This window comes from Arsenicicoccus dermatophilus (assembly GCF_022568795.1).
Taxonomy (GTDB): domain Bacteria; phylum Actinomycetota; class Actinomycetes; order Actinomycetales; family Dermatophilaceae; genus Arsenicicoccus; species Arsenicicoccus dermatophilus.
Map to the genome: position 1 here is coordinate 172,229 of NZ_JAKZHU010000001.1, position 23,520 is coordinate 195,748.

20 protein-coding genes, 3 tRNA genes and 2 pseudogenes are annotated in these 23,520 nt (G+C 71.0%); 12 read left to right on the forward strand and 13 right to left on the reverse strand.

Annotation, left to right across the window (positions count from 1 at the left end):
• Positions 1-42 precede the first annotated feature (42 nt).
• On the reverse strand, positions 43-600 hold the full coding sequence (locus MM438_RS00805) for a DUF2231 domain-containing protein (protein ID WP_241449490.1): 558 nt from the start codon (positions 598-600) through the stop codon (positions 43-45).
• Between the two features lie 313 nt (positions 601-913).
• Between MM438_RS00805 and MM438_RS00810 the strand changes: the two genes are divergently transcribed.
• Together MM438_RS00810 and MM438_RS00815 are read left to right on the forward strand one after the other, a co-directional pair.
• Positions 914-1,249 (forward strand): ArsR/SmtB family transcription factor, encoded by a 336-nt coding sequence (locus tag MM438_RS00810; protein WP_241449504.1) that lies wholly within the window; start codon positions 914-916, stop codon positions 1,247-1,249.
• Between the two features lie 70 nt (positions 1,250-1,319).
• Positions 1,320-1,748 carry a PH domain-containing protein gene (locus MM438_RS00815; protein ID WP_241449506.1) on the forward strand — a complete coding sequence of 143 codons (429 nt, stop codon included), beginning with the start codon at positions 1,320-1,322 and terminating at the stop codon, positions 1,746-1,748.
• A 71-nt stretch (positions 1,749-1,819) separates the two neighbouring features.
• Here the strand turns inward: MM438_RS00815 and MM438_RS00820 are convergent, their stop codons facing one another.
• From MM438_RS00820 to MM438_RS00830, 3 genes are all read right to left on the reverse strand, one after another.
• On the reverse strand, positions 1,820-3,685 hold the full coding sequence (locus MM438_RS00820) for an acyl-CoA dehydrogenase (RefSeq protein WP_241449508.1): 1,866 nt from the start codon (positions 3,683-3,685) through the stop codon (positions 1,820-1,822).
• Positions 3,686-3,837: 152 nt separating this feature from the next.
• Entirely contained in the window at positions 3,838-6,441 is a 2,604-nt protein-coding gene (locus tag MM438_RS00825; protein ID WP_241449511.1) for a putative bifunctional diguanylate cyclase/phosphodiesterase, read from the reverse strand.
• 98 nt (positions 6,442-6,539) lie between these two features.
• Positions 6,540-6,613, reverse strand: a tRNA-Gly gene (locus MM438_RS00830).
• 95 nt (positions 6,614-6,708) lie between these two features.
• On the opposite strand from MM438_RS00830, the gene dcd reads away from it, so the two are divergent.
• Positions 6,709-7,290, forward strand: a complete 582-nt coding sequence (gene dcd / locus MM438_RS00835; RefSeq protein WP_241449513.1) for a dCTP deaminase — start codon at positions 6,709-6,711, stop codon at positions 7,288-7,290.
• A 49-nt stretch (positions 7,291-7,339) separates the two neighbouring features.
• On the opposite strand, the gene MM438_RS00840 is transcribed toward dcd, so the two are convergent.
• Both MM438_RS00840 and MM438_RS00845 read right to left on the reverse strand, forming a co-directional pair.
• Positions 7,340-7,747: a universal stress protein gene (locus MM438_RS00840; RefSeq protein ID WP_241449521.1), complete on the reverse strand. Its 408-nt coding sequence runs from the start codon at positions 7,745-7,747 to the stop codon at positions 7,340-7,342.
• 66 nt (positions 7,748-7,813) lie between these two features.
• Positions 7,814-10,710 (reverse strand): annotated as a pseudogene (locus MM438_RS00845) ((Fe-S)-binding protein).
• A gap of 215 nt (positions 10,711-10,925) precedes the next feature.
• Between MM438_RS00845 and cysK the strand changes: the two are divergent.
• Both cysK and epsC read left to right on the forward strand, forming a co-directional pair.
• Positions 10,926-11,861, forward strand: coding sequence for a cysteine synthase A (gene cysK / locus MM438_RS00850; protein WP_241449523.1), 936 nt, complete (start codon positions 10,926-10,928; stop codon positions 11,859-11,861).
• A 3-nt stretch (positions 11,862-11,864) separates the two neighbouring features.
• Complete coding sequence (gene epsC / locus MM438_RS00855) at positions 11,865-12,524, forward strand: serine O-acetyltransferase EpsC (protein ID WP_241449525.1); 660 nt, start codon at positions 11,865-11,867, stop codon at positions 12,522-12,524.
• A gap of 112 nt (positions 12,525-12,636) precedes the next feature.
• Here the strand turns inward: epsC and MM438_RS00860 are convergent, their stop codons facing one another.
• Together MM438_RS00860 and MM438_RS00865 are read right to left on the reverse strand one after the other, a co-directional pair.
• Positions 12,637-13,056, reverse strand: a complete 420-nt coding sequence (locus tag MM438_RS00860; protein ID WP_241449527.1) for a YtxH domain-containing protein — start codon at positions 13,054-13,056, stop codon at positions 12,637-12,639.
• A gap of 53 nt (positions 13,057-13,109) precedes the next feature.
• Positions 13,110-13,505 (reverse strand): hypothetical protein, encoded by a 396-nt coding sequence (locus MM438_RS00865; protein ID WP_241449529.1) that lies wholly within the window; start codon positions 13,503-13,505, stop codon positions 13,110-13,112.
• Positions 13,506-13,707: 202 nt separating this feature from the next.
• Here MM438_RS00865 and MM438_RS00870 point away from each other — a divergent pair.
• From MM438_RS00870 to MM438_RS16570, 6 genes and pseudogenes are all read left to right on the forward strand, one after another.
• Positions 13,708-13,797: transfer RNA gene (locus MM438_RS00870), tRNA-Ser, on the forward strand.
• 287 nt (positions 13,798-14,084) lie between these two features.
• Positions 14,085-14,288 carry a cold-shock protein gene (locus tag MM438_RS00875; RefSeq protein ID WP_013491183.1) on the forward strand — a complete coding sequence of 68 codons (204 nt, stop codon included), beginning with the start codon at positions 14,085-14,087 and terminating at the stop codon, positions 14,286-14,288.
• 548 nt (positions 14,289-14,836) lie between these two features.
• Positions 14,837-15,306, forward strand: a pseudogene (locus tag MM438_RS16890) (LCP family protein); the annotation flags it as partial.
• Positions 15,307-15,318: 12 nt separating this feature from the next.
• Positions 15,319-16,134, forward strand: coding sequence for an LCP family protein (locus MM438_RS00885; RefSeq protein ID WP_241449546.1), 816 nt, complete (start codon positions 15,319-15,321; stop codon positions 16,132-16,134).
• A 115-nt stretch (positions 16,135-16,249) separates the two neighbouring features.
• A tRNA-Ser gene (locus tag MM438_RS00890) sits at positions 16,250-16,337 on the forward strand.
• Between the two features lie 114 nt (positions 16,338-16,451).
• Positions 16,452-17,675, forward strand: coding sequence for an acyl-CoA dehydrogenase family protein (locus tag MM438_RS16570; RefSeq protein WP_241449548.1), 1,224 nt, complete (start codon positions 16,452-16,454; stop codon positions 17,673-17,675).
• A gap of 122 nt (positions 17,676-17,797) precedes the next feature.
• On the opposite strand, the gene MM438_RS00900 is transcribed toward MM438_RS16570, so the two are convergent.
• The 4 genes from MM438_RS00900 to MM438_RS00915 form a co-directional block, all read right to left on the reverse strand.
• A complete protein-coding gene (locus tag MM438_RS00900; RefSeq protein ID WP_241449550.1) occupies positions 17,798-18,274 on the reverse strand; it encodes a cupin domain-containing protein in 477 nt (158 codons plus the stop codon).
• A gap of 70 nt (positions 18,275-18,344) precedes the next feature.
• Positions 18,345-19,784 carry a sensor histidine kinase gene (locus MM438_RS00905; protein WP_241449552.1) on the reverse strand — a complete coding sequence of 480 codons (1,440 nt, stop codon included), beginning with the start codon at positions 19,782-19,784 and terminating at the stop codon, positions 18,345-18,347.
• Entirely contained in the window at positions 19,784-20,518 is a 735-nt protein-coding gene (locus tag MM438_RS00910) for a response regulator transcription factor (RefSeq protein ID WP_277627899.1), read from the reverse strand. The genes MM438_RS00905 and MM438_RS00910 overlap by 1 nt, the downstream gene beginning before the upstream one ends.
• 160 nt (positions 20,519-20,678) lie before the next feature.
• A complete protein-coding gene (locus MM438_RS00915) occupies positions 20,679-20,888 on the reverse strand; it encodes a hypothetical protein (RefSeq protein ID WP_241449554.1) in 210 nt (69 codons plus the stop codon).
• A 34-nt stretch (positions 20,889-20,922) separates the two neighbouring features.
• On the opposite strand from MM438_RS00915, the gene MM438_RS00920 reads away from it, so the two are divergent.
• Positions 20,923-21,555: a hypothetical protein gene (locus MM438_RS00920; protein ID WP_241449556.1), complete on the forward strand. Its 633-nt coding sequence runs from the start codon at positions 20,923-20,925 to the stop codon at positions 21,553-21,555.
• Between the two features lie 69 nt (positions 21,556-21,624).
• Here MM438_RS00920 and MM438_RS00925 read toward each other — a convergent pair whose 3' ends face one another.
• On the reverse strand, positions 21,625-23,421 hold the full coding sequence (locus MM438_RS00925; protein ID WP_241449572.1) for a phosphoenolpyruvate carboxykinase (GTP): 1,797 nt from the start codon (positions 23,419-23,421) through the stop codon (positions 21,625-21,627).
• Positions 23,422-23,520: the final 99 nt, after the last annotated feature.

Below are 23,520 nucleotides of genomic sequence, written 5' to 3' on the forward strand. Positions count from 1 at the left end.
ATACGCACACGATCGTGGAGCGGCGGAGCGGTGGAGCGGTGGTCAGGGGGTGGGCGTGACCCGGTCGCTCCAGACGGCCCTGGCGCCGCTGTGGCCGGTGGCGAGCGTCTGGTAGACCACACCCAGCGACGCCAGCGTCAGCACCGCGGCGGTGATCAGCGCGAGCGGTCCCTGCTTGGCGTGGCCCGCTCTGCGGGTGTCGGCCCGGGTGCTGCCGTCGACGCCGCGGCGCCCACCGTCGTGGCCGCCGGCCAGAGGCTCGGGACGGTGCGGCTTGAGCAGCGCGAGGACCGAGGCCAGCACCAGCAGCATGAACAGCACGCACAGGACCTTGAGGAGGTCGCCGGCCTCGGCGTGCGCGTGGACGGCGGCCTCGCCACCGTTGCCGAGCCGGTGCTCGAGCTTTTCGCCGGACTCGCCGGCGACGAAGCCGGTGACGCCGGTCAGGACCGCGAGGGCCGCGAGCGGCCGGCGCAGGCCGAGGCGGGTGCGGGGTGCGAGCGCGTAGGCCACGGCGAGGAGCGCGGTGAGGGGTGCGAGCACCACGACCGCGTGGACGACGAGGACGTGGACGGGCAGGCCGTCGAAGAGGTCGAACATGGTGGGTCCTCCAGGAGGTGTGGGTGGGGGCAGGGAGGATCAGGCGGCGGTGACGCCGAAGAGATGACCGATGGACCAGGTGGGCGCCATCGCGAGGCAGCCTTCCACGACGTTGCGCTGGACCGGCGGGAGCGCAGGCGAGCCGGACAGGGCGGCGCTGGTCCAGCCGGTCGTCGGCAGCCCGAGACCTGCGCCATACGGGGCTCCTGCCGGGGACGAGGTGGGGTCGGGACAGCGGGACGCAGGACAGCGTCGCAAGTGCCGTGGCAACAGTCAAACACTTCTAAGATTATTGAAAGGTTAGTCTTTCGACATGGATCCCCGGCGCGCCACCCTGCCTGACCGCGACGACGTCCGACCGGTCGACTTCGAGCGGGCGGCCGAGCTCTTCGCGCTCCTCGGATCCCCCGTGCGGGTCCGGCTGCTGTGGCACCTGGTGGAGCACGAGCAGGACGTCACCACCCTCGCGGAGGCCGCGCAGGTTCCCCTCGCCACGGCGAGCCATCACCTGGGACGACTACGTATGGCGGGAGTCGTGGAGCACCGCGCCGACGGGCGTCGCCAGGTCTACTCGCTGCAGGACCCCCACCTCGTCCAGCTCGTCAGTGAGGGGGTCGACCACGTCGCGGACCTGCGCCGGCACCCCTGACCCGGCGCGCGCGGGCGGCCTGGCTGCGGGAAACTGGGGGTTCACAGCGTTCGACACGGGGGAGAAGCACATGGGTTTCTGGCAAGGACTGGCCGGCAACATGGAGCTGGTGGGTGAGCAGGAGGCCCACCAGACCTACGGGCCGTGGCTGCTGGAGGGGGAGCAGATCTTCAGCGCCTACAAGACGATTCGCGATGGGTTCTGCATCACGAGCACGCGGGTCATCACCCTGGACCGCCAGGGCGCCACGGGCAAGAAGACGCGCGTCTACTCCATCTCGCTCGACGCCATCGTCGCGGTGACGGCCGAGACCGCAGGCGCCGGCTTCGACGACTCGGAGATCACGATCACCTTCATCACCACGCCGCGACGACGGGCGCACACGGTCGCCTACGGCACGTACACCTTCGAGTTTCCCAAGTCCTTCGACGTCGCGGCCCTCTACCGCTACTTCCAACAGGTGGCGACCAACAACGTCGCCGCGCTCAACAGGGACTGAGCGGGCGGTATGACGAAAGGCCCCCGCACCGCCGACGGGCGGTGCGGGGGCCTTTCGTCATACCGCAAGGGTCAGAAGGCCGACTCGGGCAGATCCATCAGCGCCAGGTCGGTCATCTGCGTCATGGCCATCTCGGAGCGCAGGCGAGGCAGGACGTTCTTGGCGAAGAAGGACGCCGCGGCGACCTTGCCGGTGTAGAAGTCCTTGTCCTTGCCGGTGGCCCCGGCCTCGAGGGCCTTGGTCGCGACCTCGGCCTGACGCAGCAGCAGCCACCCGATCACGAGGTCGCCCGCGGCCATGAGCAGCCGGGTGGAGTTGAGACCCACCTTGTAGAGGTTGCGGACGTCGCCGTCCTGGCGCGGGTCGGACTCCATGAGCTCGCCGATCATGTAGCCGCCGATCCCCTGCACGGCCTCCATGGCCTTGCCGAGCTGGGCCCGCTCGTCCGCCAGGGACTCGGGGCCGTCGTCGACCAGCTGCTGGATCTGCTCGGCGACGACCTGCAGCGCCTTGCCCTTGTCGCGGACGATCTTGCGGAAGAAGAAGTCCAGGCCCTGGATCGCCGTGGTGCCCTCGTAGAGCGTGTCGATCTTGGCGTCCCGGACGTACTGCTCCACGGGGTAGTCCTGGAGGAAGCCGGACCCGCCGAAGGTCTGCAGCGACTCGGTCCCGAGCAGCACCCAGGCACGCTCGGAGCCGACGCCCTTGACGATCGGCAGCAGCAGGTCGTTGATCCGCACGGCCATCCGGGCCTCACGGTCGTCCTCCGGGATCGAGGCGCCAGGATTGCCCTTCTGTGCCTGGGCCACGACGTCCTGCTGGGTGGCGGTGTAGATCACGAGTGCTCGCAGGCCCTCGGCGTAGGCCTTCTGCAGCATGAGCGAGCGGCGCACGTCGGGGTGGTGGGTGATCGTGACGCGCGGGGCGTCCTTGGCGGGCGTGGTCATGTCGGCGCCCTGGACGCGCTCCTTGGCGTACTCCAGCGCGTTGAGATAACCGGTCGAGAGGGTGGCGATGGCCTTGGTGCCCACGAACATGCGGGCGTTCTCGATGACCTTGAACATCTGGGCGATGCCGTCGTGGACGTCGCCGAGGAGGGTGCCGACCGCGGGCGTGCCGTTCTGCCCGAAGGTCACCTCGCAGGTCGTGGAGACCTTGAGGCCCATCTTGTGCTCGACGTTGGTGACATAGGCGCCGTTGCGCTCGCCCAGCTCCCCGGTCTCCAGGTCGACGTGGAACTTGGGGACGACGAACAGCGACAGCCCCTTGGTCCCGGCGCCGGCGCCCTCGGGACGGGCCAGGACGAAGTGCACCACGTTGTCGGTCATGTCGGACTCGGCCGAGGTGATGAACCGCTTGACGCCGTCGATGTTCCAGGTGCCGTCGCCGTTGTCGGTGGCCTTGGTGCGGCCGGCGCCGACGTCGGAGCCCGCGTCGGGCTCGGTCAGCACCATGGTGGTGTGCCAGCCCCTGTCCACGATGAGCTTGGCGAGCTTCTTCTGGTCGTCGTTGCCCAGGTAGTACAGCAGGTTGGCGAAGGCATAGCTGGCCGCGAACATGTGGACCGCGGGGTTGGCGCCGCACACGAGCTCGGCGATCGACCAGCGCAACGACGGCGGGATGACCATGCCCCCCAGCTCGGCGGGAGCGTCGAGGTTGCCCCAGTCGGCGTCGACGTAGGCCTGGTAGGACTTCTTGAAGGACTCGGGCATGGTGACCGAGCAGGTCTTCGGGTCGTAGACCGGCGGGTTGCGGTCGGAGTCGAGCAGGCTGTCGGCCAGCTCGTTCTCGGCCAGGCGGGCGACCTCGTGGAGGATCTCCTTGGCCGTGTCGGTGTCGACGTCCTCGTACAACCCTTGACCCAGGATGTCCTGACGGCCGAAGACCTCGAAGAGGTTGAACTCGATGTCCCGCACGTTGCTCTTGTAGTGGCCCACCCGGGGTCCCCTTCCGTGACGTCTCGCCTGTCGGCGATGGCAGGTATGACGTGCCGTGGTTACCCACGGGTATGCCCATGATGCTACTCGTGAGTAAAGCCCCGCAAGGGATCGTCCGGATCTGACCCGGAGTGACTGGTCACACCGGCAGCTCAGAGCTCCAACGCCACACCGCCTCCGGCGAGCTGGTCCGCGAGCGGGCCGATCTGGCCCGGCGGCAGCGGTCGGGCGTAGAGATAACCTTGCGCCGCCGTGATGCCGAGCATCCGTGCCCTGGCCTCCTGCGCCCGGGTCTCGATGCCCTCGGCGGTGATGGTCAGGCCCAGCTCGCGGCCCAGCCGGGAAACCGCCGCGACGACGGCCTCGTCGCCGCCGGATTCGCCCAGCCCCTGCACGAAGGTCCGGTCGATCTTGAGGATGTCCAGCGGCAAGGACCGCAGGTTGGCCAGGCCGGAGTAGCCCGTGCCGAAGTCGTCGATCGCGACCCGGATGCCGAGGGTGCGCAGCTCCTCCAGGGTGGCGATGGTCTCCTCGGTCTGCTCCAGGACCACGGTCTCGGTGATCTCCAGGATCAGCAGCTCGGGCGGCAGCTGGGAGGCGTCGAGGATCTCCTGGACGGTGGCCGCGAAGCCGGGCGCCACGAGCTGGTGGACGCTGATGTTGACCGCCACGGTGAGCCGCCGGCCGCCGTCGTTCCACTCGCGCGCCTGAGCCACCGCCTGCTCGAGCACCCAGGTGCCGATGGGGATGATCGAGCCGAACTCCTCGGCGAGCCCGATGACCTCCTCGATGCCGATGAACCCGATGACCTCCTCGATGCCGATGAAGTCGCCCTCGGGGTCGGTCCAGCGCAGCAGCGCCTCGACGCCGGTGACCTGCTCGAGCCGCAGGTTGACGATGGGCTGGTAGAGCACGGTCCACCGGTCGGTGCCGGGCGTGTGAGCGAGGCGACGGCGCAGGTTCCGGGTGCGGGCGAACTGCGCCAGCATGGTGGGCTCGAAGATCTGGACGACGCCCGGCCCCTCGCGCGAGGCCTGCCGCAGCGCCAGCTCCGCGTTGCGGACCAGCTCCAGGCCGGTGTGTCCGCCCAGGGTCAGGCCGCCGGACGCCCGCAGCGTGACGTCGGGGACGAGGTCCGGCCGGTTGACGGCGTCGACCAGGCGATGGGACTGGGCGAGCGCCTCGTGCCCGGGGGTCCCCTCGGCCAGGAGCACCGCGAACCGCTGGTCGCTGAACCTCGCCAGCAGGTCGTCCGGTCGCAGCGACGCGCGCATCGTGCGGGCGACGGTGCGGAGCAGCTCCTCGCGCGAGTCGTCGCCGATCGTGTTGTCGGCCAGCCCGGCAGGTGCGATGTCCACCAGGAGCAGGAAGATCTCGCCGCTCGCCGCCTCGTAGAGCCGGTGCCGGACCTGGCGGTCCAGGCTCGTGCGGTTGGGCAGCCCGGTGACGACGTCGCGGTAGGTGACCTGCTGCAGGCGGGACTGCAGGCCCACCCGCTCGGTGACGTCGCGGACGGCCACCAGGAAACCGCTCGCCATCGGGGTGATGACCGACTCCACGTGCACCACCGCGGCCGTCGCCGTGGTGATCGCCGACTCCAGGCGCAGCGTGGACTGCATCCGCGCGCTGGGGGCGTAGGTCAGGTGGGAGAGCACGTCGGGGGACACGTCGGGCAGGACGTCGCTGATGTGCTTGCCGGCCAGCTCGCTGCCCCGCAGGCCGAGGATCGTGCTCAGCGCCGCGGAGGCGAACAGCACCCGCCCCTCGCGGTCCAGCTCGATGATGATGTCGCGGGTCTCGCTCACCAGGAGCTTCATGTGCCGGGCCTGCTCCTCCGCCTCGGAGGCCAGCTGACGGCCGCGCCGCCGCTCGTGCACGTGCAGGCCGACCAGCATGAGCAGGGTGACGCACAGGGCCTGCGAGGCGTGAGTGTCCAGGCCGGCGGGGCGCATGGTCGCCATCACGAGCAGGACCACGGTGACGACGAAGAGGCTCACGACGACGAGATCGCGGTAGGGCGCGAGCAGGGTCCGGGTCGGGGGCTCCGCCGGGTGCAGGGCCACCAGTGCGGCAGCCCCCAGGGCGAGCGCCGGCTGCAGCACCCACAGCACCTGGCACAGCGTCCAGGTGCTGTCCGAGTGGGCGGCCAGCGTCAGGACGTCGCCGACCAGGGCCGCCAGGATGGACAGCCCGAGGAGAGCCTGGATGGCTCGGGACCGCCCGAGGTGGGCGGGAACGACCACGAGCCACGACACGAAGGCCGCGATCACGGTGCCGCCCAGCCCTGCCGTCACCATGAGGGCCGCAGGGGTGCCGGGGGTCGCGTGCCCCGTGAGCATGGCCTGCGGGTCCAGGTGCCACAGCAGCAGCCACAGGGCGCACCCGGCAAGGGAAGCCTGCAGCGTGGTGGTCGGCAGCTCGCGTCGGCGCGTGACGCCGAAGGTGAGCAGCCCCAGCACCAGCAGCTGCGCCGAGACGGCATACGCGGCGGACGCCACGACCGGCGCGGGCCCCCCGCCCTGGGCGAACATGAGGTTGCCGTAGGCGTCCCCGAGCATCGCCAGCGCCATGCAGAACCACCCGGCGCGCAGAGAGCCGGTGCTGCGCAGGGCGGCGACCACGGCGACCAGCGCCGCGACGGCGGCCACGATCCACGTGAGGGCGGTGACGAGGTCGGGGCGAAGCCACGCGGTGGCCAGAGGGGCCAGGACGGCGAGGGTGGCGAGGCCGACGTTGACTCCCGTCCGTGGATGCATAGGCCCATGGTGGGCCATCACCCGTCCGGGGGCCAGACGAACCCCGAGATTGGCCGGCGCATCAACGAAAGATGTCCGACCACAAGGTCGGACATCTTTGGAGCGGGTGACGAGAATCGAACTCGCACTGGCAGCTTGGGAAGCTGCTGTTCTGCCATTGAACTACACCCGCGGGTCGGATCGGCTCCGCGTACGAACCAGCATACCCAATCCTGGGCCCGCCTCCATCATCCGGTCCCTGGCGCCGTCGCACGATAGCGTGACGGCGTGCTCCTCTCTGACCGTGACATCCGCTCCCAGATCAGCGAGGGACGTGTCGTCCTCGAGCCGTATGACGAGGCGATGGTGCAGCCGTCCAGCATCGACGTGCGGCTCGACCGGTACTTCCGGCTCTTCGACAACCACAAGTATCCCGTCATCGATCCTGCGCAGGAGCAGCCGGACCTGACCCGTCTGGTCGAGGTGGAGGAGGGGGAGCACTTCGTCCTGCACCCCGGTGAGTTCGTGCTCGGCTCCACCCTCGAGGCGGTCACCCTCCCCGACGACCTTGCCGCGCGCGTCGAGGGCAAGTCCTCGCTCGGCCGACTGGGGCTGCTCACCCACGCCACGGCGGGTTTCGTCGACCCCGGCTTCTCCGGCCACGTGACCCTGGAGCTGTCCAACGTCGCGACGCTGCCGATCGTGCTCTGGCCGGGCATGAAGATCGGGCAGCTGTGCTTCATGCGGCTCACCTGCGCGGCCGAGCATCCCTACGGCAGCGCCGTCTACGGCTCGCACTACCAGGGGCAGCGCGGCCCGACGGCCAGCCGCTCCTTCCAGGGATTCCACCGGGCGCCGACCGACGTCTGAGGCCCTGATGTCCGGGCGCCGATCGGCGGATCGGACCCGTGCGGCCCCCTCAGGCAGACCGGGGGAGCGGGTGGTCGGCGCGTACCGCGAGCACGTCGCACGGCGCGTCGAGGAGCACCTGACGCGTGGTGCTGCTGACGATCCGCTTCTGGACGTGGGAGCGGCCCGTGACCCCGATGACGACCAGCTCGGCGTTCTCCTCCTCCACGGCCGTGAGCACCTCGTCGGCGCCCGAGAGCCCGTGGGGTCCGTCGTACAACCGCCAGGTCAGGTCGCCCAGCCCCGCTGCCAGCTCCTGCGCCTCGTCCGGCGACAGCGGCAGGGGTGCGCCGTCGCTGCGATCCCGGGTGACGTTGACGACGAGGACCTCGCTGCCGCGGGCTGCAGCCTCGGCCGCGCAGTAGGCCAGCGCCGCCCGTCCGGGCGCCGTCGGTGCGTAGGCGAGGCAGATGGTCATGAGGGCAACGATAGAGGGCTGCCCCGCGCGGATGCGCGGGGCAGCCCTCCGGGTGGGCCGTCCGGGTCACTCGTCCCAGGGGTCGGGAACCTCGTGACCAGGCGGTATGGCGGCCTGCGGCTTCGGGGCGGGGGGCTCGGCCGTCGGCTCTGGCGCCGGGGCGGGCGCCGGGGCGGCGGGGGTGTCGTCCTCGTCCCAGGGGTCTTTGACCTCGGCGGCCGGGGCCTGGGTCGTGTTCGCGGTCGTGGCTGGGGTGGTGGGGGTGTCGTCCTCGTCGTCCCAGGGGTCCGCGACCTCGGGGCTCGGGGTCGGAGCCGGAGCCTGGGTCGTGTTCGCGGTCAGGGCCGGGGTGGTGGGGGTGTCGTCCTCGTCGTCCCAGGGGTCCGCGACCTCGCCTGCGGGTGCGGTGGTCGTCTGCGGGGCGGGGGTGGTCGTCTGCGGGGCGGGGGTGGTCGCCGCGGCTGGAGCAGCGGGGGCGTCCTCGTCCCAGGGGTCGGCGACGTTGGCCGCGTGGACGGACTCGGGGTTCGCGCCCGCCTCGGGGACGCGGGTCTCCTCCTGGGCCGCGGCGGTGGCGTCCTCCGGGGTGCTCGCCCGGGTCTCGTGGCCGGGCTCGGCGACCGACGGCTCGTCGGGAGGGGTCGTGGCCGCGGCGCCGGCGGTGCCCGACCGGCCGCCATCGGTCTCGTCGACGTCGACGTCGGCGTCGTCGCCGCGCCGGACCGCCGCGAGGAGCATCTGGGCGACGTCGACGACCTCGACGGACTCGAGGCGCGAGTCGTCGGCCTCCTTGGCGGTCACGCCGTCGGAGAGCATGACGCGGCAGAAGGGGCAACCCACCGCGATCCGGTCGGCGCCCGTGGCGAGGGCCTCCTCGGTGCGGTTGAGGTTGATGCGGGAGCCGAGCCTCTCCTCCATCCACATGCGCGCGCCGCCGGCGCCGCAGCAGAAGGACTTCTCCCCGTGGCGAGGCATCTCGCGCAGCTCGACGCCGGGCAGCGACCCGATGAGCTCGCGTGGCGGGGCATAGACGTTGTTGTGCCGACCCAGGTAGCAGGGGTCGTGATAGGTCACCACCGGAGCGCTGGAGGCGGGGTTCTTGTTGGTCGACCTGCCGGTCGCGTCGGCGGGGCGGGTCACCGGGACCAGGCGCTTCTCGCGGACCAGGCGGTTGAGCAGCTGCGTGTGGTGGAGCACCTCGTAGCTACCGCCGACCTGCGGGTACTCGTTCTTGATGGTGTTGAAGCAGTGGGCGCAGGTCACCACGATCCTGGCGGCGCCGGCCTCGTTGAGCTGCTCGACGTTCTGCTGGGCGAGCATCTGGAAGAGCACCTCGTTGCCCGCGCGGCGGGCGGAGTCGCCGGTGCAGGTCTCGCCGTCGCCGAGGACGGCGAAGGACACGCCCGCGGTGTCGAGCAGCTCGGCCACGGCGCGGGAGGTCTTCTTGGCGCGGTCCTCGAAGGCGCCGGCGCAGCCGACCCAGAAGAGGTAGTCGACCTCGGACAGGTCTCGACGTCCTTGCCGACCTGGCGGACGGGGAAGGGCAGGTCCTTGGCCCAGTCGAGGCGGGCGCGCTGCGCCATGCCCCAGGGGTTGCCCTTGGACTCCATGTTCTTGAACAGGCCACCGAGCTCGGCGGGGAAGGCCGACTCGATGAGCACCTGGTTGCGGCGCAGGTCGACGATGGCGTCCACGTGCTCGATGTCCACGGGGCACTGCTCGACGCAGGCGCCGCAGGTCGTGCACGACCACAGCACGTCGTTGTCGATCACGGCCTCCGGCCCGAGGGCGTCGTATGCCGTGAGGGGGTGCTCCTCGTCATACCCCGTCTCGCCGACGAGGGGGACGGTCGCGAGGGCCTTGGTGTGCTCGGGCAGGCCGTGTCGGGCCTCCTCGGAGGCCTGCATCCACGGAGCCTTGGCGTGCGCGTGGTCGCGCATGGTCATGACGAGCATCTTGGGGGAGAGGGGCTTGTCGGTGTTCCACGCAGGGCACTGGGACTGGCATCGCCCGCACTCGGTGCAGGTGGTGAAGTCCATCAGCTGCTTCCAGGTGAAGTCCTCGGCCTTGGCGACACCGAGCGATGAGTCCTCGTCCATCTCCTCCATGGCCTCCATGGAGAAGGGCTGCCCGTCGATCGTCATCGGCTGCAGGGCGCCGAGCGAGGTGCGGCCGTCGGCGTGGCGCTTGAACCAGATGTTGAAGAACGCGAGGAAGCGGTGCCAGGCCACTCCCATCGTCGGCTGCAGGGAGATGGTGATCATCCAGGCGAAGGACACCAGGATCTTGATCATGGCGACGAGGTAGATCGTCTGCTCGATCGCGCCGAGGGACAGGCCGCCCCACATGCCGCGCATCCACCCGGTCAGCGGGAAGTGGAGGGCGATGTTGGTGCCGGGGTGGGTGTGCTCGACGTGCGCGGCCTCGAGGGTGCGCAGCAGGGCGATGCAGATGGTGACCGCGAGGATGGTGAACTCGACGTAGTAGGCCTGCCACCAGGTGGATCCGTAGAAGCGGCTGCGACGGCCGTGGGCCCCGGTGGCGTTGCGGGGATGCTGGCGCTGGCGCACCGCGATGAGCAGCAGGATGCCGAGGAAGCCGCCCCAGCTGAAGATCTCGATGAGCCACTCGAAGGGCGGGAAGGTGCCGATGACCGGCAGCCGGAAGTCCGGCCAGACCAGCTGGAAGAACGCGTTGACCAGCGTGGCGAACAGGATGAGGAAGGACAACGCCGTGAACCAGTGGGCGATGGACACCCACGGCAGCCGGGCCATGCGGGTGTGCCCGAGGAACTCGCGCACCAGCGTCATGGTGCGCCGGGCCGGCTGGTCGGTGCGGGTGGGGTCCGGCTGGCCGGTCCTGAAGAGCTTCACGAACCGGAAGACCTGCCGGAAGAGCAGGATCCACCCGATGGTGGGGATCACGAAGCACAGCACGAGGGCCGTGATCTGCAGCGCGGACATGGGCAGATCCTACGGGTGGGTATGCGTCGGCCGGGAGTATCGGCCACAGGGTGTGACCGGGATCGCTGGACGTGCGCCAGTTCGGCCGGATCGCTGGCGCCGCCCCGGCTCTATCCATAACCTGATGTTGCAACACTGATAACGTCGGGAATGCCTGGGTCGCTGTCGGTGTTGACCCCCTCGACGCAGCACCCTCATCGATCGGAGCCGTTCGCATGCCCATCCACGACGACGTCACCGCCCTCGTCGGGCACACCCCCCTCGTCCGCCTCAACCGGATCATGGCGTCCGCGGCCGAGGGTGTCACCGTGGCGGCGAAGCTCGAGTTCTACAACCCCGCGAGCTCGGTCAAGGACCGCGTGGGCGTGGCCATCGTCGACGCCGCGGAGGAGTCCGGCGAGCTGCGCCCCGGCGGCACCGTCGTGGAGGCCACCTCCGGCAACACCGGGATCGCCCTGGCGATGGTCGGTGCCGCCCGCGGCTACCAGGTCGTCCTCACCATGCCCGACTCGATGTCGCGAGAGCGGCGGATGCTGCTCCAGGCGTATGGCGCCGAGCTCGTCCTCACACCCGGGTCCGAGGGCATGCGGGGCGCGGTCGCCAAGGCCGAGGAGATCGCCCGCGAGCGCGGCGGCATCCTGGCCAGCCAGTTCGCCAACGAGGCCAACCCGCGCACCCACCGCACCCACACCGCCGAGGAGATCTGGGCCGACACCGACGGCGCGGTGGACGTCGTCGTGGGCGGGATCGGCACCGGCGGCACCACGACGGGCGTCGGGCAGGTGCTCAAGGAGCGCAAGCCGGGCCTGCAGGTCATCGGCGTGGAGCCCGCGGAGTCACCGATCCTCAACGGCGGTCAGGCGGCCCCGCACAAGATCCAGGGCATCGGCGCGAACTTCGTCCCCGCCGTGCTCGACCGCTCGGTCTACGACGAGTTCGTCGACGTCGACGCTGCCACCTCCGTGGAGTGGGCACGCAAGGCCGCCACCCAGGAGGGGCTGTTCGTCGGGATCTCGTCCGGCACGGCGCTCGCCGCCGCCGCCCAGGTCGCCGCCCGCCCGGAGAGCGCGGGCAAGACCATCGTCGTCGTCCTGCCCGACTTCGGCGAGCGGTACCTGTCCACCATCCTCTTCGAGGGCATCGAGGTCTGAGTCATGACCACCTTCACCACGGCCGAGGCGCACCGCCTCACGGGGGAGCCTCCCCTGCCTCCTCTGGTGACCCGTCGCGAGGGGCCCGTCGGCCTGGTCCAGGGCGTTCTCGAGGACGTGGACGCCGCGATCGAGCGCGACCCCGCCGCGACCGGGCGCGTGCAGATGGCCCTGGTCTCGCCGGGCCTGCACGCGATCTGGGTGCATCGCGTGGCGCACCGCCTGTGGCAACGGCCCGGGATGCGGCTGCCGGCGCGCCTGCTCTCCAACGCCGCACGTGCCGCCACCGGGGTGGAGATCCACCCGGGCGCCACCATCGGCCGCCGCTTCTTCATCGACCACGGCATGGGCGTCGTCATCGGCGAGACCGCCGAGATCGGCGACGACTGCATGCTCTACAACTCCGTCAACCTCGGCGGCCGCTCGCTCGCCAGGGGCAAGCGCCACCCCACCCTGGGCAACGGCGTCACCGTCGGCTCGGGCGCCCGGGTCCTCGGAGACATTACCCTCGGGGACGGCGCCCAGGTCGGGGCCAACGCCGTGGTGGTCAAGGACGTGCCGGCAGGGGCCGTCGCCGTCGGGATCCCCGCCCAGGTGCGGGTGCCGCAGCCCGGCGTCAGCCCCACCGAGGCGATGTATGCCGACCCGGCCGTCTGGATCTGACCCCGTCAGAGCCCGACCGGTTGCGGCCCGCGCAGCGCGAAGGGCGCCCACCCCGCTCGGGGGTGGGCGCCCTTCGGCATACGGCCCGGAACATCCGGGGGCGAGGCTCGGGTCAGGAGCCGGACGTGAACTTCACGTCGTGGGTGTCCACGTCGCTCGTGCGCTCGACACCGATCTGGTTGCCGGTGTGGTCGGCGCCGGTGCCGGGCAGCTTGGCCTTGACCGTGGAGGCCGCGCCGGAGGCCTTGGCCGAGGCGGTGGCCGCGAGCTGCTGGGCGCGCTCCTGGACCGCGGGGGCCTTCTCCTGCAGCTTCGCGCCTGCCGTGGCGGCGAGACCCTGGGCCTTGGCCTGGACGACCGGGGCCTTCTCCTGCACCTTGGTCTGCGCGAGCGCGACCTTCTCCTGGACGCGAGGGTCGTGCCAGGCCTGGTCGGCCTGGGCCTTGATCTGCTGGTAGCGGCTGCGACCGGCGCTCGCGCCGAGGACATAACCGAGACCGGCGCCGGCGACGAACATGAGACGGTTCTGCATGATGCTCCTTGGGGTGCGGACCCGCGGGGGTCGGTGGTGGGGCGTGGCCCCGATCAGAGGTTCTTGTCGCCTGCGGCAGGCATGCCGGGCATGCCGACGGGGTTGCCGGCGTAGTCGGCGTCGATGCGACCGTCGGTGGCGGAGCCCGCCGTCATGGACGTGGTCGCCGGGGTGGTGTAGCCCGAGCCGTAACCGGTGCCCGTCTGCGTGGTGCCGGGGCGGCTGCCGCCGGAGACGGCGCCGACGGCCTTGTCGACGATCTTGTGGGCGGGGGCCGGGGCCTTCGCCTTGACCGTGTCGGCGGCCTGGGCGATCTTGGCCTGGACCGCGTCGCTCTGCAGCGCCTTGGCCGACTGGGCCTTGAGCTGGTCGAGCTGGCCGCTGCCGCCGCGGGCACCGAGCACGTAGCCGGCGCCGACGCCGGCGAGGAAGCTGAGCTTGTTCATCATGATCGGAGGTCCTTCCGATAGGGGTCGAGGGCCCGTCGCGGACCCGCTCTGCTGGCAGTCATGCCCCGCGACGGGCGTTCTTATGACCGTGCGAACGAACGACTTGGTGCTTTCGTCCCCGGACCCCACCTGGACGGGCCGTTAAGGTGGACCTTGCACCCGTGGCGGGTCGGCGACCAGGTCGGCCCGGCGCGTGGGTTCGGGAGGGCTCGCATAGAGGCCTAGTGCGGCGGTCTTGAAAACCGCTATGGCGGCAACGTCATCGTGGGTTCGAATCCCACGCCCTCCGCCAGGAGGGCCCCGGTCTCGGGTGCCTCGGCCGCAGGCCGGCACGGTTGCCACGCGGGTCACCAAGAGTTCACCTGCCGGAGCCTGCGCCCCGTGGTCCCGGTGATAGGTTGCTGCTGGTTGCTGAAGCAGTTCCTCGCAAGACGTAGATGTCACCCAGCCTCGCCCGGCGGGCGGGCCTGGGCGTTCACGAAGGACGGGCATGTCCCGTGCAGTGGGGCGTAAGGCAATCAGACCGGCGGGCACCCTGCTGGCCGGTCCACCGCCAGTTAGACGAAAGTAGTTATACCCATGGCACAGGGCACCGTGAAGTGGTTCAACGCCGAGAAGGGCTTCGGCTTCATCGCGCAGGACGGTGGCGGCCCGGACGTCTTCGTCCACTACTCCGCCATCCAGAGCAACGGCTACCGTTCCCTCGACGAGGCGCAGCGCGTCGAGTTCGAGGTCACCCAGGGCCCCAAGGGCCCCCAGGCCGACGCCGTTCGCCCGCTCTGATCTGAGCTGATCGGACGACCCGGCCCCCGGGCCGGTAGTGCCGAGCCGCGAGACCCCCGACAGGTGTCCTGTCGGGGGTCTCGCGCGCGCCCGGACCGATTTCTCAGGGTCGCCTCGATACACTCGGGAGAAACCCCGGTGGCCTGACCGGGCCGTTGGCATGGATGAAAGGCGCCCTCGTGTCGGACGAAATCCGTGCTCCCGCAGGGGGGCACCCCCGAGCCGAGGGCAAGGGTGTGCACTCCCTGACGCGCCGTGAGATGCGCGCGATCGGGCCGGAGCGGCGCCGCCACCCGATCCTGCGCGGCATCGTCATCGCCCTGGTCTGCGTCCTGTCGGTCGTGGCGGGCGGCAGCGTGGTCGCGCTGTTCAAGCTCAACGGCAACATCAAGTCCCTGGAGATCAGCTCGGGCCTGCTCAGGCCGAAGGCCCAGGTCTCCACCGACCCCACCTCGGGCAAGTCCGCCGCCAACATCCTGCTGATGGGCGTGGACAGCCGGGCTGGCAGCAACGCGGTGTATGGCGACGCCTCGGACGCCAGGTCGGGCATGCGGTCGGACACCACGATGCTGGTGCACCTCGCGGCGGACCGTCGCTCGGCCGTCGTGGTCTCCATCCCCCGCGACACGGTGATGCCGGGTCCCCCGCTGCTCCGCACCGCCACCGGGGTGAAGGCCACGTCCACCACCCCGTCCGCGCCTCCGGGCTGCGACATCCATGCGCCGGTCGCCACGTGGGACACCCGACGGATGTTCAACGAGAACATCACCCTGGGCGGCATCGACTGCGTGGTGGCCACGGTGATGCAGAACACCGGTCTGAGCATCGACCACGTCGCGACCGTGGACTTCTCGGGCTTCAAGCAGATCGTCAACGCCATGGGCTCGGTGCCCATCTGCGTGACCAAGCCGGTGAACGACCCCTTGTCGGGGCTCAAGCTCGCTGCCGGCTGGCACGAGCTGAACGGGAGGATTCGCTGGCCTTCGTCCGCACCCGGCACGGTGTGGGTGACGGCAGCGACATCGGCCGGATGCGCCTGCAGCAGGACTTCGCCGCGGCGGTGGTGCGCAAGGCCACCTCGACCGGCGTGCTCCTCAACCCCGCCAAGATGTATGGCGTGATGGACGCGGCCACCAAGGCGCTGTCCACCGACCCCGAGCTGGCGGGCGGCCGCGCGCTGTCGAGCCTGGCCCTGGAGCTGCGGGAGATGAAGCCCGCGGACATCCGCTTCCTCACCGCCCCTACCGAGGCCTACCCGCGCGACCCCAACCGCCTGCAGCTGAGCCCCGCCGCCACCCAGCTGTGGACGCTGCTGCGCAACGACGCTCCCTGGCCGGGGACTCCGGGCGGCGCCGCCCCGTCGGCGACCCCGACGCCGTCCGCCATACCGACGTTGTCCCCGAGCACGGTGTCGCTGTCGGTCGAGAACGCCTCGGGCGCGGACGGGCTCGCGACCCAGGTGGCCAAGGCGCTGCGGGCCCAGGGCTTCGTGATCACCGCGACCGGCCCGGCCGGGCGGGTGGCGAACGGTTACACCATCCACCACGCGCCCGGCCAGGTGGCACAGGCCAAGGAGCTCGCCCTCGCGCTGCCCGGCGCGACCCTGAAGGGCGACGGGGCGCCCGGAGCGGCCCTGCGGGTCGTCGTCGGCCGGGGCGCCCGGCCGGTGCTCGCCGTCCCGAACCGGCTCGGCACCGGCCCGCTGCCCGCGCAGCCGATCGAGGCTCCCCCGGCCACGGGCTCGGGCACCGGGACCCCCACCGCTCCGGCAGGAGTGCCCACCCTGCAGGCCAAGTCGGCCGCGGACGACGTCTGCAGCGACACCTCCAAGGGTGGTGCGGGCTGACCTGGCCATGGGTGCTCCCCGGCCGGCTCACCTCGCCGTCTCGGGCCGCGGCTCGCCCGTGGACAGTCGTTTTGCCCGGGCGTGCTGCTGACCGGTAGCCTGTGCGGGTTGCACTGGAGGTGTCGCATAGTGGCCTAGTGCGCCCGCCTGCTAAGCGGGTTGAGGTTGAAAACCTCTCGCGGGTTCAAATCCCGCCACCTCCGCAGCCACCGTCTGCCTGCGGTGCGCGACAGCCCTCGACCTGCGGGTCGGGGGCTGTCGCGCGTTAGCGGCACCCCGGTTGCTGAGACGGATCAGCGATGACCTAGCGTGATGGGGTGGACTTTTCTTTTTCTCCTGCCCAGGAGCAGTGGCACACGCGCATGGCGGAGTTCCTCGAGGCGGAGGTCTACCCGGTCGAGGACGAGGCCCGAGCCGAGGCGGCGCGCAACGCCCAGGAGGGCAGCTGGGAGCGGCCGTCGGCGGTGGCCCGGCTCGCCGCCACGGCCCGTGGCGTCGGGCTGTGGAACCTCTCGCTTCCCGAGCCCCACGGCGCGGGTCTGAGCCTGCTCGACGTGGCTCCGGTCGTGGAGCTGTCCGGTCGGTCCCCCCACCTGGCACCCGAGGCGATCAACCTGAGCAGCCCCGACATCGGCAACATCGAGCTGCTCCTGCGCCACGGCACCCCGCAGCAGCGTGAGCAGTGGCTGGAACCCCTGGTGGCCGGGGACCTGCGCTCCTCCTTCGCGATGACCGAGCCGTCGGTCGCCTCCTCCGACGCCGGCAACATCGCCACGGCCATCACGGTGGACCAGAGCTCGCAGGAGCTCGTCGTCGACGGCACCAAGTGGTGGTCGAGCGGCGCCATGGCCCCCGACTGCCGCCTGCTGCTCGTCATGGGCCGCTCCAACCCCCGCGGCCAGCGTCACCAGCAGCACTCCCTGGTGATCGTCCCCAAGGACACCCCGGGCGTCGAGGTGGTGCGCTCCACCGGCGTCCTGGGTTACCCGGACGCCATGACAGGGGGGCACGCGCAGATCACCTTCACCGACGTGCGGGTGCCCATGACCAACCTCGTGGGCGGGCTGCACCGAGGTTTTGCTCTCGCCCAGGCGCGGATGGCCCCGACCCGGCTCATGCACTGCCTCAAGCTGATCGGCGTGGCCGAGCGGGCCTACGACCTGATGGCGTTGCGCGTGCCGAGCCGCATCGTCTTCGGCCGGCCGCTCGCCCAGCAGGGCCTGGTCCAGCAGTGGATCGCCGAGTCGCGGGTCGCGATCGACCAGGCCCGGTTGCTCGGCTACCGCGCGGCCTGGGCGCTCGACCGCACCGACGAGCAGGAAGCGGCAGCCGCGGTGTCCGCCCTCAAGGTGGTCGCGCCCCGCATGGCGACGGCGGTCGTCGACCGCGCGATCCAGGCGTATGGCGCCATGGGGCTGTCCGAGGACCTGCCCCTCGGCGAGCTCAACGCCTACTGCCGACAGATGCACATCGCCGACGGCCCCGACGAGGTCCACCTCATGGCCGTGGCTCGGCACGAGCTGAGCCGCTACAGCGACTGACCCGCCGCTCCGGGGCTCGACCGCGGGGCGGTGAGGGTGGCGCGGTGAGGGTGGCTCGGTCGAGCCCTCCTCGGTCTTGCCGGCACACCCTCACCGTCCGCGGCCCCCGCCCGGCTGGGCGGTCAGGCGTGCTGGTCCTCCGCGCCGGAGCCCGGCTGCACGGTCCACGTCGGCGGCTCGTCCTTGCCGGACTCCTCGTCCCGCTCGGCGTCGGCGGCGGTGGCCTGGACGATCCCCTGCGCGTGGTGGGTGGGGGCATAGACGGCATACAGCCGCAGCGGTTCGTCACCGGTGTTGATCACGTCGTGCCAGGTGCCGGCCGGGACCTGGATCGACCAGCCGTCCTCGACCTCCTGCTCGAAGGACAGGTCGTCCTCGGCCGGGCCCATGACGCAGCGGCCCCGTCCGGCGTCGACGCGCAGGAACTGGTCGGTCTCGGGGTGCGCCTCCAGCCCGATGGACTGGCCCACGGGGATGGACATGAGGGTGACCTGGAGGTACTTCCCGGTCCAGGCGACGGTGCGGTAGGTGTCGTTCTCGGTGGTGGCGGTCTCGATGTCGAAGGCGTTGGGCCGGGGGCCGTTGTCGACGATGTCCATGTGTCCTCCTGGAGGGTCGGTGGTCCTCCAGTCCTATCGCATCGTCGCCCCGGGCACCGACCGGGCCCCGTCAACGGCGCGGCAGCCGCACGGTGAAGGTCGTCGAGCCGGGGCGCGAGGCCACACGGACGTCCCCGCCGTGGGCGCGGACGACGGCGTCGACGATGGACAGTCCCAGGCCGCTGGAGCCGGCGGCGCGGTTGCGGGCGGAGTCGCCCCGGACGAACCGCTGGAAGAGGTCGGGCTGCAGCTCCGGGGCGATGCCCGGACCGTCGTCGTGGACGCGGAGCAGGACCTCGTCGTCCCCGGTCGTCACGGAGGTGAGCACGCGGGTGCCCTCCGGGGTGTACTTGTGCGCGTTGGCGAGCAGGTTGACCAGCACCTGTCGCAGCCGGGCCTCGTCCCCCTCGGTCTCGACCGCCTCGTCGGGCAGGGCCAGCTCCCAGCGGTGACCCGGTGCGGTCACCTGGGCGTCGCTCACGCACTCCATGACGAGCAGGGTGAGGTCCACGGGGGCGTGCTCGAGCGGGCGGCCCGCGTCGAGGCGGGCCAGGAGCAGCAGGTCCTCGACGAGCCCGGTCATCCGGCGGGCCTCGGACTCGATCCGATCCAGGGCGTGCCGCACCCCCGCCGGAACGGGCTCGCGCTCCCGGCGGGACAGCTCGGCATACCCCTGGATCGAGGCGAGCGGGGTCCGCAGCTCGTGGGAGGCGTCCGCGACGAACTGACGCACCCGGGTCTCCGACCGGTGCCGCGCCTGCAGGGCCTCGTCGACGTTGTCGAGCAGGGTGTTGAGGGCGTGGCCGACCTGGCCGACCTCGGTGCGCTGACTGGTGAGCTCCGCGGGCACCCGGTCCGCGAGGGCCACCTCGCCCTGGGACAGGTCCATCCGGGAGACCCCGGTGGCGGTCTCGGCCACCCGGCGCAGCGGCCAGAGGTTGCGCCGGACCAGCCAGGTCCCCAGCAGCCCGGTCAGCACCAGCCCGGTCACCGAGGCGAGGGTGATCGTGCGCAGCAGCTCGCCGAGGGCATGCCGCACCCCGGTCATCGGGACCCCGGTGACGATGGTGGTGCCGGCGCCGGTCGAGTCCATGCGGTATGCCGAGACGACGCGGTAGTCGCCGAGGGCGCCGACGGAGACGGTGCGGGGCGCCTCGTCGGCCCCCGCCTGGCTCACGGCCGCCACCTGGTCGGACGACAGGCTCGCGTAGCCGCCCTCGCTGATGACGTAGGCGGGCCGGGCCACCCCGTCCTGCAGGCACACCCGCAACATCCCCTCGCCCGTCCCGGGCGGCCGGTCGGTGCACTGGCGATAGACGTCGTCGTGACCGCCCCGCGGACCGTGGTCGATCATCCGGGCCTGCTGGACCAGCTGCCCGTCGAGCTGCGCCGTCAGCCGACGCTCCATCACCAGCACCGTCGCCGTCCCGATCGCCAGGGTGACGGCGAGGAAGAGCGCCAGGACACCGGCGACCAGCTTGGCCGCCAGCGACCAGTCGCGCAGGTGCATCACTCGGCAGGCTTCAGCACGTAGCCCACGCCCCGCATGGTGTGGATCATGGGCGCGCGGCCGTGGTCGACCTTCTTGCGCAGGTAGGAGATGTAGAGCTCGACGACGTTGGCCTGCCCGCCGAAGTCGTAGTTCCACACCCGGTCCAGGATCTGGGCCTTGGACAGCACCCGCCGCGGGTTGCGCATGAGATAGCGCAGCAGCTCGAACTCCGTCGCCGTCAGCCTGATCTCGTCGCCACCTCGACGCACCTCGTGGGCGTCCTCGTCCATGACCAGGTCACCCACCGTCAGCACCGAGTCGCTCTCCTCCTCGGCCACGGCGGTGCGGCGCATGAGGGCGCGCAGGCGGGCCACGACCTCCTCCAGCGAGAAGGGCTTGGTGACGTAGTCGTCGCCGCCCGCCGTCAGGCCGGCCACCCGGTCCTCGACGGCGTCCTTGGCGGTGAGGAAGAGCACCGGGATGTTGGGGTCCTCCTGCCGCATCTTGCGCAGGACCTCCAGCCCGTCCAGGTCCGGGAGCATCATGTCGAGCGCCACCGCGTCGGGCTTGAGCTCGCGCGCCGCCCGGACGGCCTCGAGCCCGGTGCCCGCCGTGCGGACCTCCCACCCCTCGTAGCGCAGCGCCATGCCCAGCAGCTCGGCGATGTTGGCCTCGTCGTCGACGACGAGGACGCGGACGGGGGAGCCGTCCAGGCGGCGCAGGGCCGGGGCGGTGGCGGTGTGCGTGCTCATGGGTCTCATCGTGCGAGCCCTCCCTGTGGGGGCCACAGGGCGATCCTGTGGTGGTCCTGTGCGACCACTATGACGCACTCGTCGGTCACGCAGAGCGAGGACACGGGGTCAGGGGCCCCGGGTGCCGGCCGGGCTGCTCCAGGCGCGCGGCGCGGCCGAGTCAGCTCCAGTCGGGGGCCGGGCGGGGATCCGCGCCGCGGGCGACCGGGTCACCCAGCTCGGCATACCGCTGGTGCAGCCTGGTCCGGACCTCCTCGGCCGTCATCGCGCGCCGGGAGCGCTCGCCCCGCGCCGCCAGCACGCCCGTCGCCGCCACGCCGGCGAGACCGGCCGCGCCGAGGACCTTCCACCAGGAGGTGCGCCTGCTCATGGGCGTGACGATAGCGCCGTGCCAGACTCGGGACATGGCGATCACGCTCGACCAGGCCGTGGACAGCGCCCGCACCGGGGACATCTGGATCTTCCGCGGGGGCACGGGAGCCGACCGCGCGATCCAGCTGATGACCAACGCTCCGGTCAACCACGTCGGGATGACCGTGGTCCTCGACGACCTGCCCCCGCTGATGTGGCACGCCGAGCTGGGCAAGGCGCTCGTCGACGTCTGGTCCGGGCAGCACCAACGAGGCGTCCAGCTGCACGACCTGCACGACGCGGTGACCCGGTGGCACGACGACTACGGGCAGCGAGGGTGGATGCGGCAGCTCACGCCGGAGGTGGGGCGCCGGCACGAGGACGAGCTCCTGCGGGTGATCGCGCGCTGGGACGGCACGAGCTTCCCACGGACGGCGGCGCTGGCGGGCCGGTGGCTGCGGGGGCGCCGGGGCTACCTGCCCTGGCGCACGGAGCCGCGACCGGTCAACGCCCGCCCCGCGCTGGCCTACTGCGCCGAGGTGGTCGCGGTGACCTACGAGGCCATGGGGCTGCTCGAGCCGGGGCGCCCGCTGAGCTGGTACGACCCCGGGCGCTTCTGGTCCGGGGACGAGCTGCCGATGGCGGCGGGGTGGGCGCTCGGAGCCGAGATCGAGGTCGTCGTCTGATCGCGGTATGGCGTGACGAGGGCTCCCTTCCCGCAGGAAGGGAGCCCTCGTCACGGGCCGTTCCTGGCGTCACGCCTGGGCGATGCGCTCCTTGAGGCCGTCGAGCTGCGTGCGCATCTCGGCGGGGAGGGTGTCGCCGAACTGCGCGAACCACTCCTCGATCATCGGGATCTCGGCCTCCCAGCCGGCCTTGTCGAAGGCAAGAGCGGTCCTGAGCTGCTCGTCGGTCAGGTCCAGGCCGTCGGTGTCGATCTCCTCGGGCTTCGGCAGGACGCCGATCGGCGACTCGGTGCCCTCGGCCTTGCCCTCGAGACGGTCGACGATCCACGCCATGACGCGGGAGTTCTCGCCGAAACCGGGCCAGACGAAGTTGCCCTCGTCGTCCTTGCGGAACCAGTTGACCTGGAAGATCTTGGGCAGCTTGTCCGCGTCGCCCTTCTTGCCCATCTCCACCCAGTGCTTGACGTAGTCACCGGCGGCGTAGCCGATGAACGGCAACATGGCCATCGGGTCGCGACGCACCACGCCCACCGCGCCGGCCTGGGCCGCCGTGGTCTCCGAGGAGAGGGTGGCGCCCATGTAGGTGCCGTGGTTCCAGTCGTGCGACTGGGCGACCAGCGGGATCGTCGAGGGACGACGACCGCCGAAGAGGATCGCCGAGATCGGGACACCGTTGGGGGAGTCGTACTCCGCGGCGGCGATCGGGCACTGCGAGATCGGCGTGCAGAAGCGGGCGTTGGGGTGGGCCGCCTTGGCGGTGGACTCGGACGTCCAGTCGTTGCCCTTCCAGTCGATGAGCCTGGCCGGCTTCTTGTCGGTCATGCCCTCCCACCAGACGTCGCCGTCCGGGGTGCGCGCGACGTTGGTGAACACCGAGTGGCCGCGCTCGATGGTCTCCATGGCGGACTTGTTGGTGCTCCAGCCGGTGCCCGGCGCCACGCCGAAGAGGCCGAACTCGGGGTTGACGGCATACAGCCGGCCGTCCTCGCCGAACCGCATCCAGGCGATGTCGTCGCCGACCATCTCGGCCTTCCAGCCGGGGATGGTGGGCGCGAGCATGGCGAGGTTGGTCTTGCCGCAGGCCGACGGGAAGGCCGCGGCGATGAAGTGCGTCTTGCCCTCGGGGTTGGTGAGCTTGAGGATCAGCATGTGCTCGGCCATCCAGCCCTCGTCGCGAGCGATGGCGGAGGCGATGCGCAGGGCGTAGCACTTCTTGCCGAGCAGGGCGTTGCCGCCGTAGCCGGAGCCGAAGGACCAGATCGCGCGCTCCTCGGGGAAGTGCACGATGTACTTCGTGTCGTTGCACGGCCACGGCACGTCCTTCTCGCCGTCGGCGATCGGGGCGCCGACCGAGTGGAGGCACTCGACGAAGCCGGCCTGCGTCTGCTCCATCTGCTTCAGCACGTCCGAGCCGATGCGGGCCATGATGCGCATGGAGGCGACGACGTACGCCGAGTCGGTGATCTCCACGCCATACATGGGCTGGTCGGCCTCGAGGTGGCCCATGACGAAGGGGATGACGTACATCGTCCGGCCCTTCATGCACCCCTTGTAGAGGTCGCGCATGATGCCCTTCATCTGCTCGGGGTCCATCCAGTTGTTGGTGAACCCCGCGTCCTTCTCGTCCTTGGAGCAGATGTAGGTGCGGTCCTCCACGCGGGCGACGTCGTCCGGGTCCGAGGCGGCGTAGTAGCTGTTGGGCTTCTTGGCGTCGTCCAGCTTGACGAAGGTGCCGGACTCGACGAGGGACTGGTTGAGCCGGTCGGACTCCTCGTCGGTGCCGGTGACCCAGTGGATCTCGTCCGGGGTGGTGAGCGCGGCGATCTCGTCGACCCAGGCCGCAAGCTTCTGGTGAGTGGTGGACATAGTGATCCGGCCATCCCTTCTATGCCGTCGTTGGCAAGATTGTGCAGTCACCGTATCCGCTGCCTCCGGCACCGGCCATGCGGCGACGGCCTGGTGCGG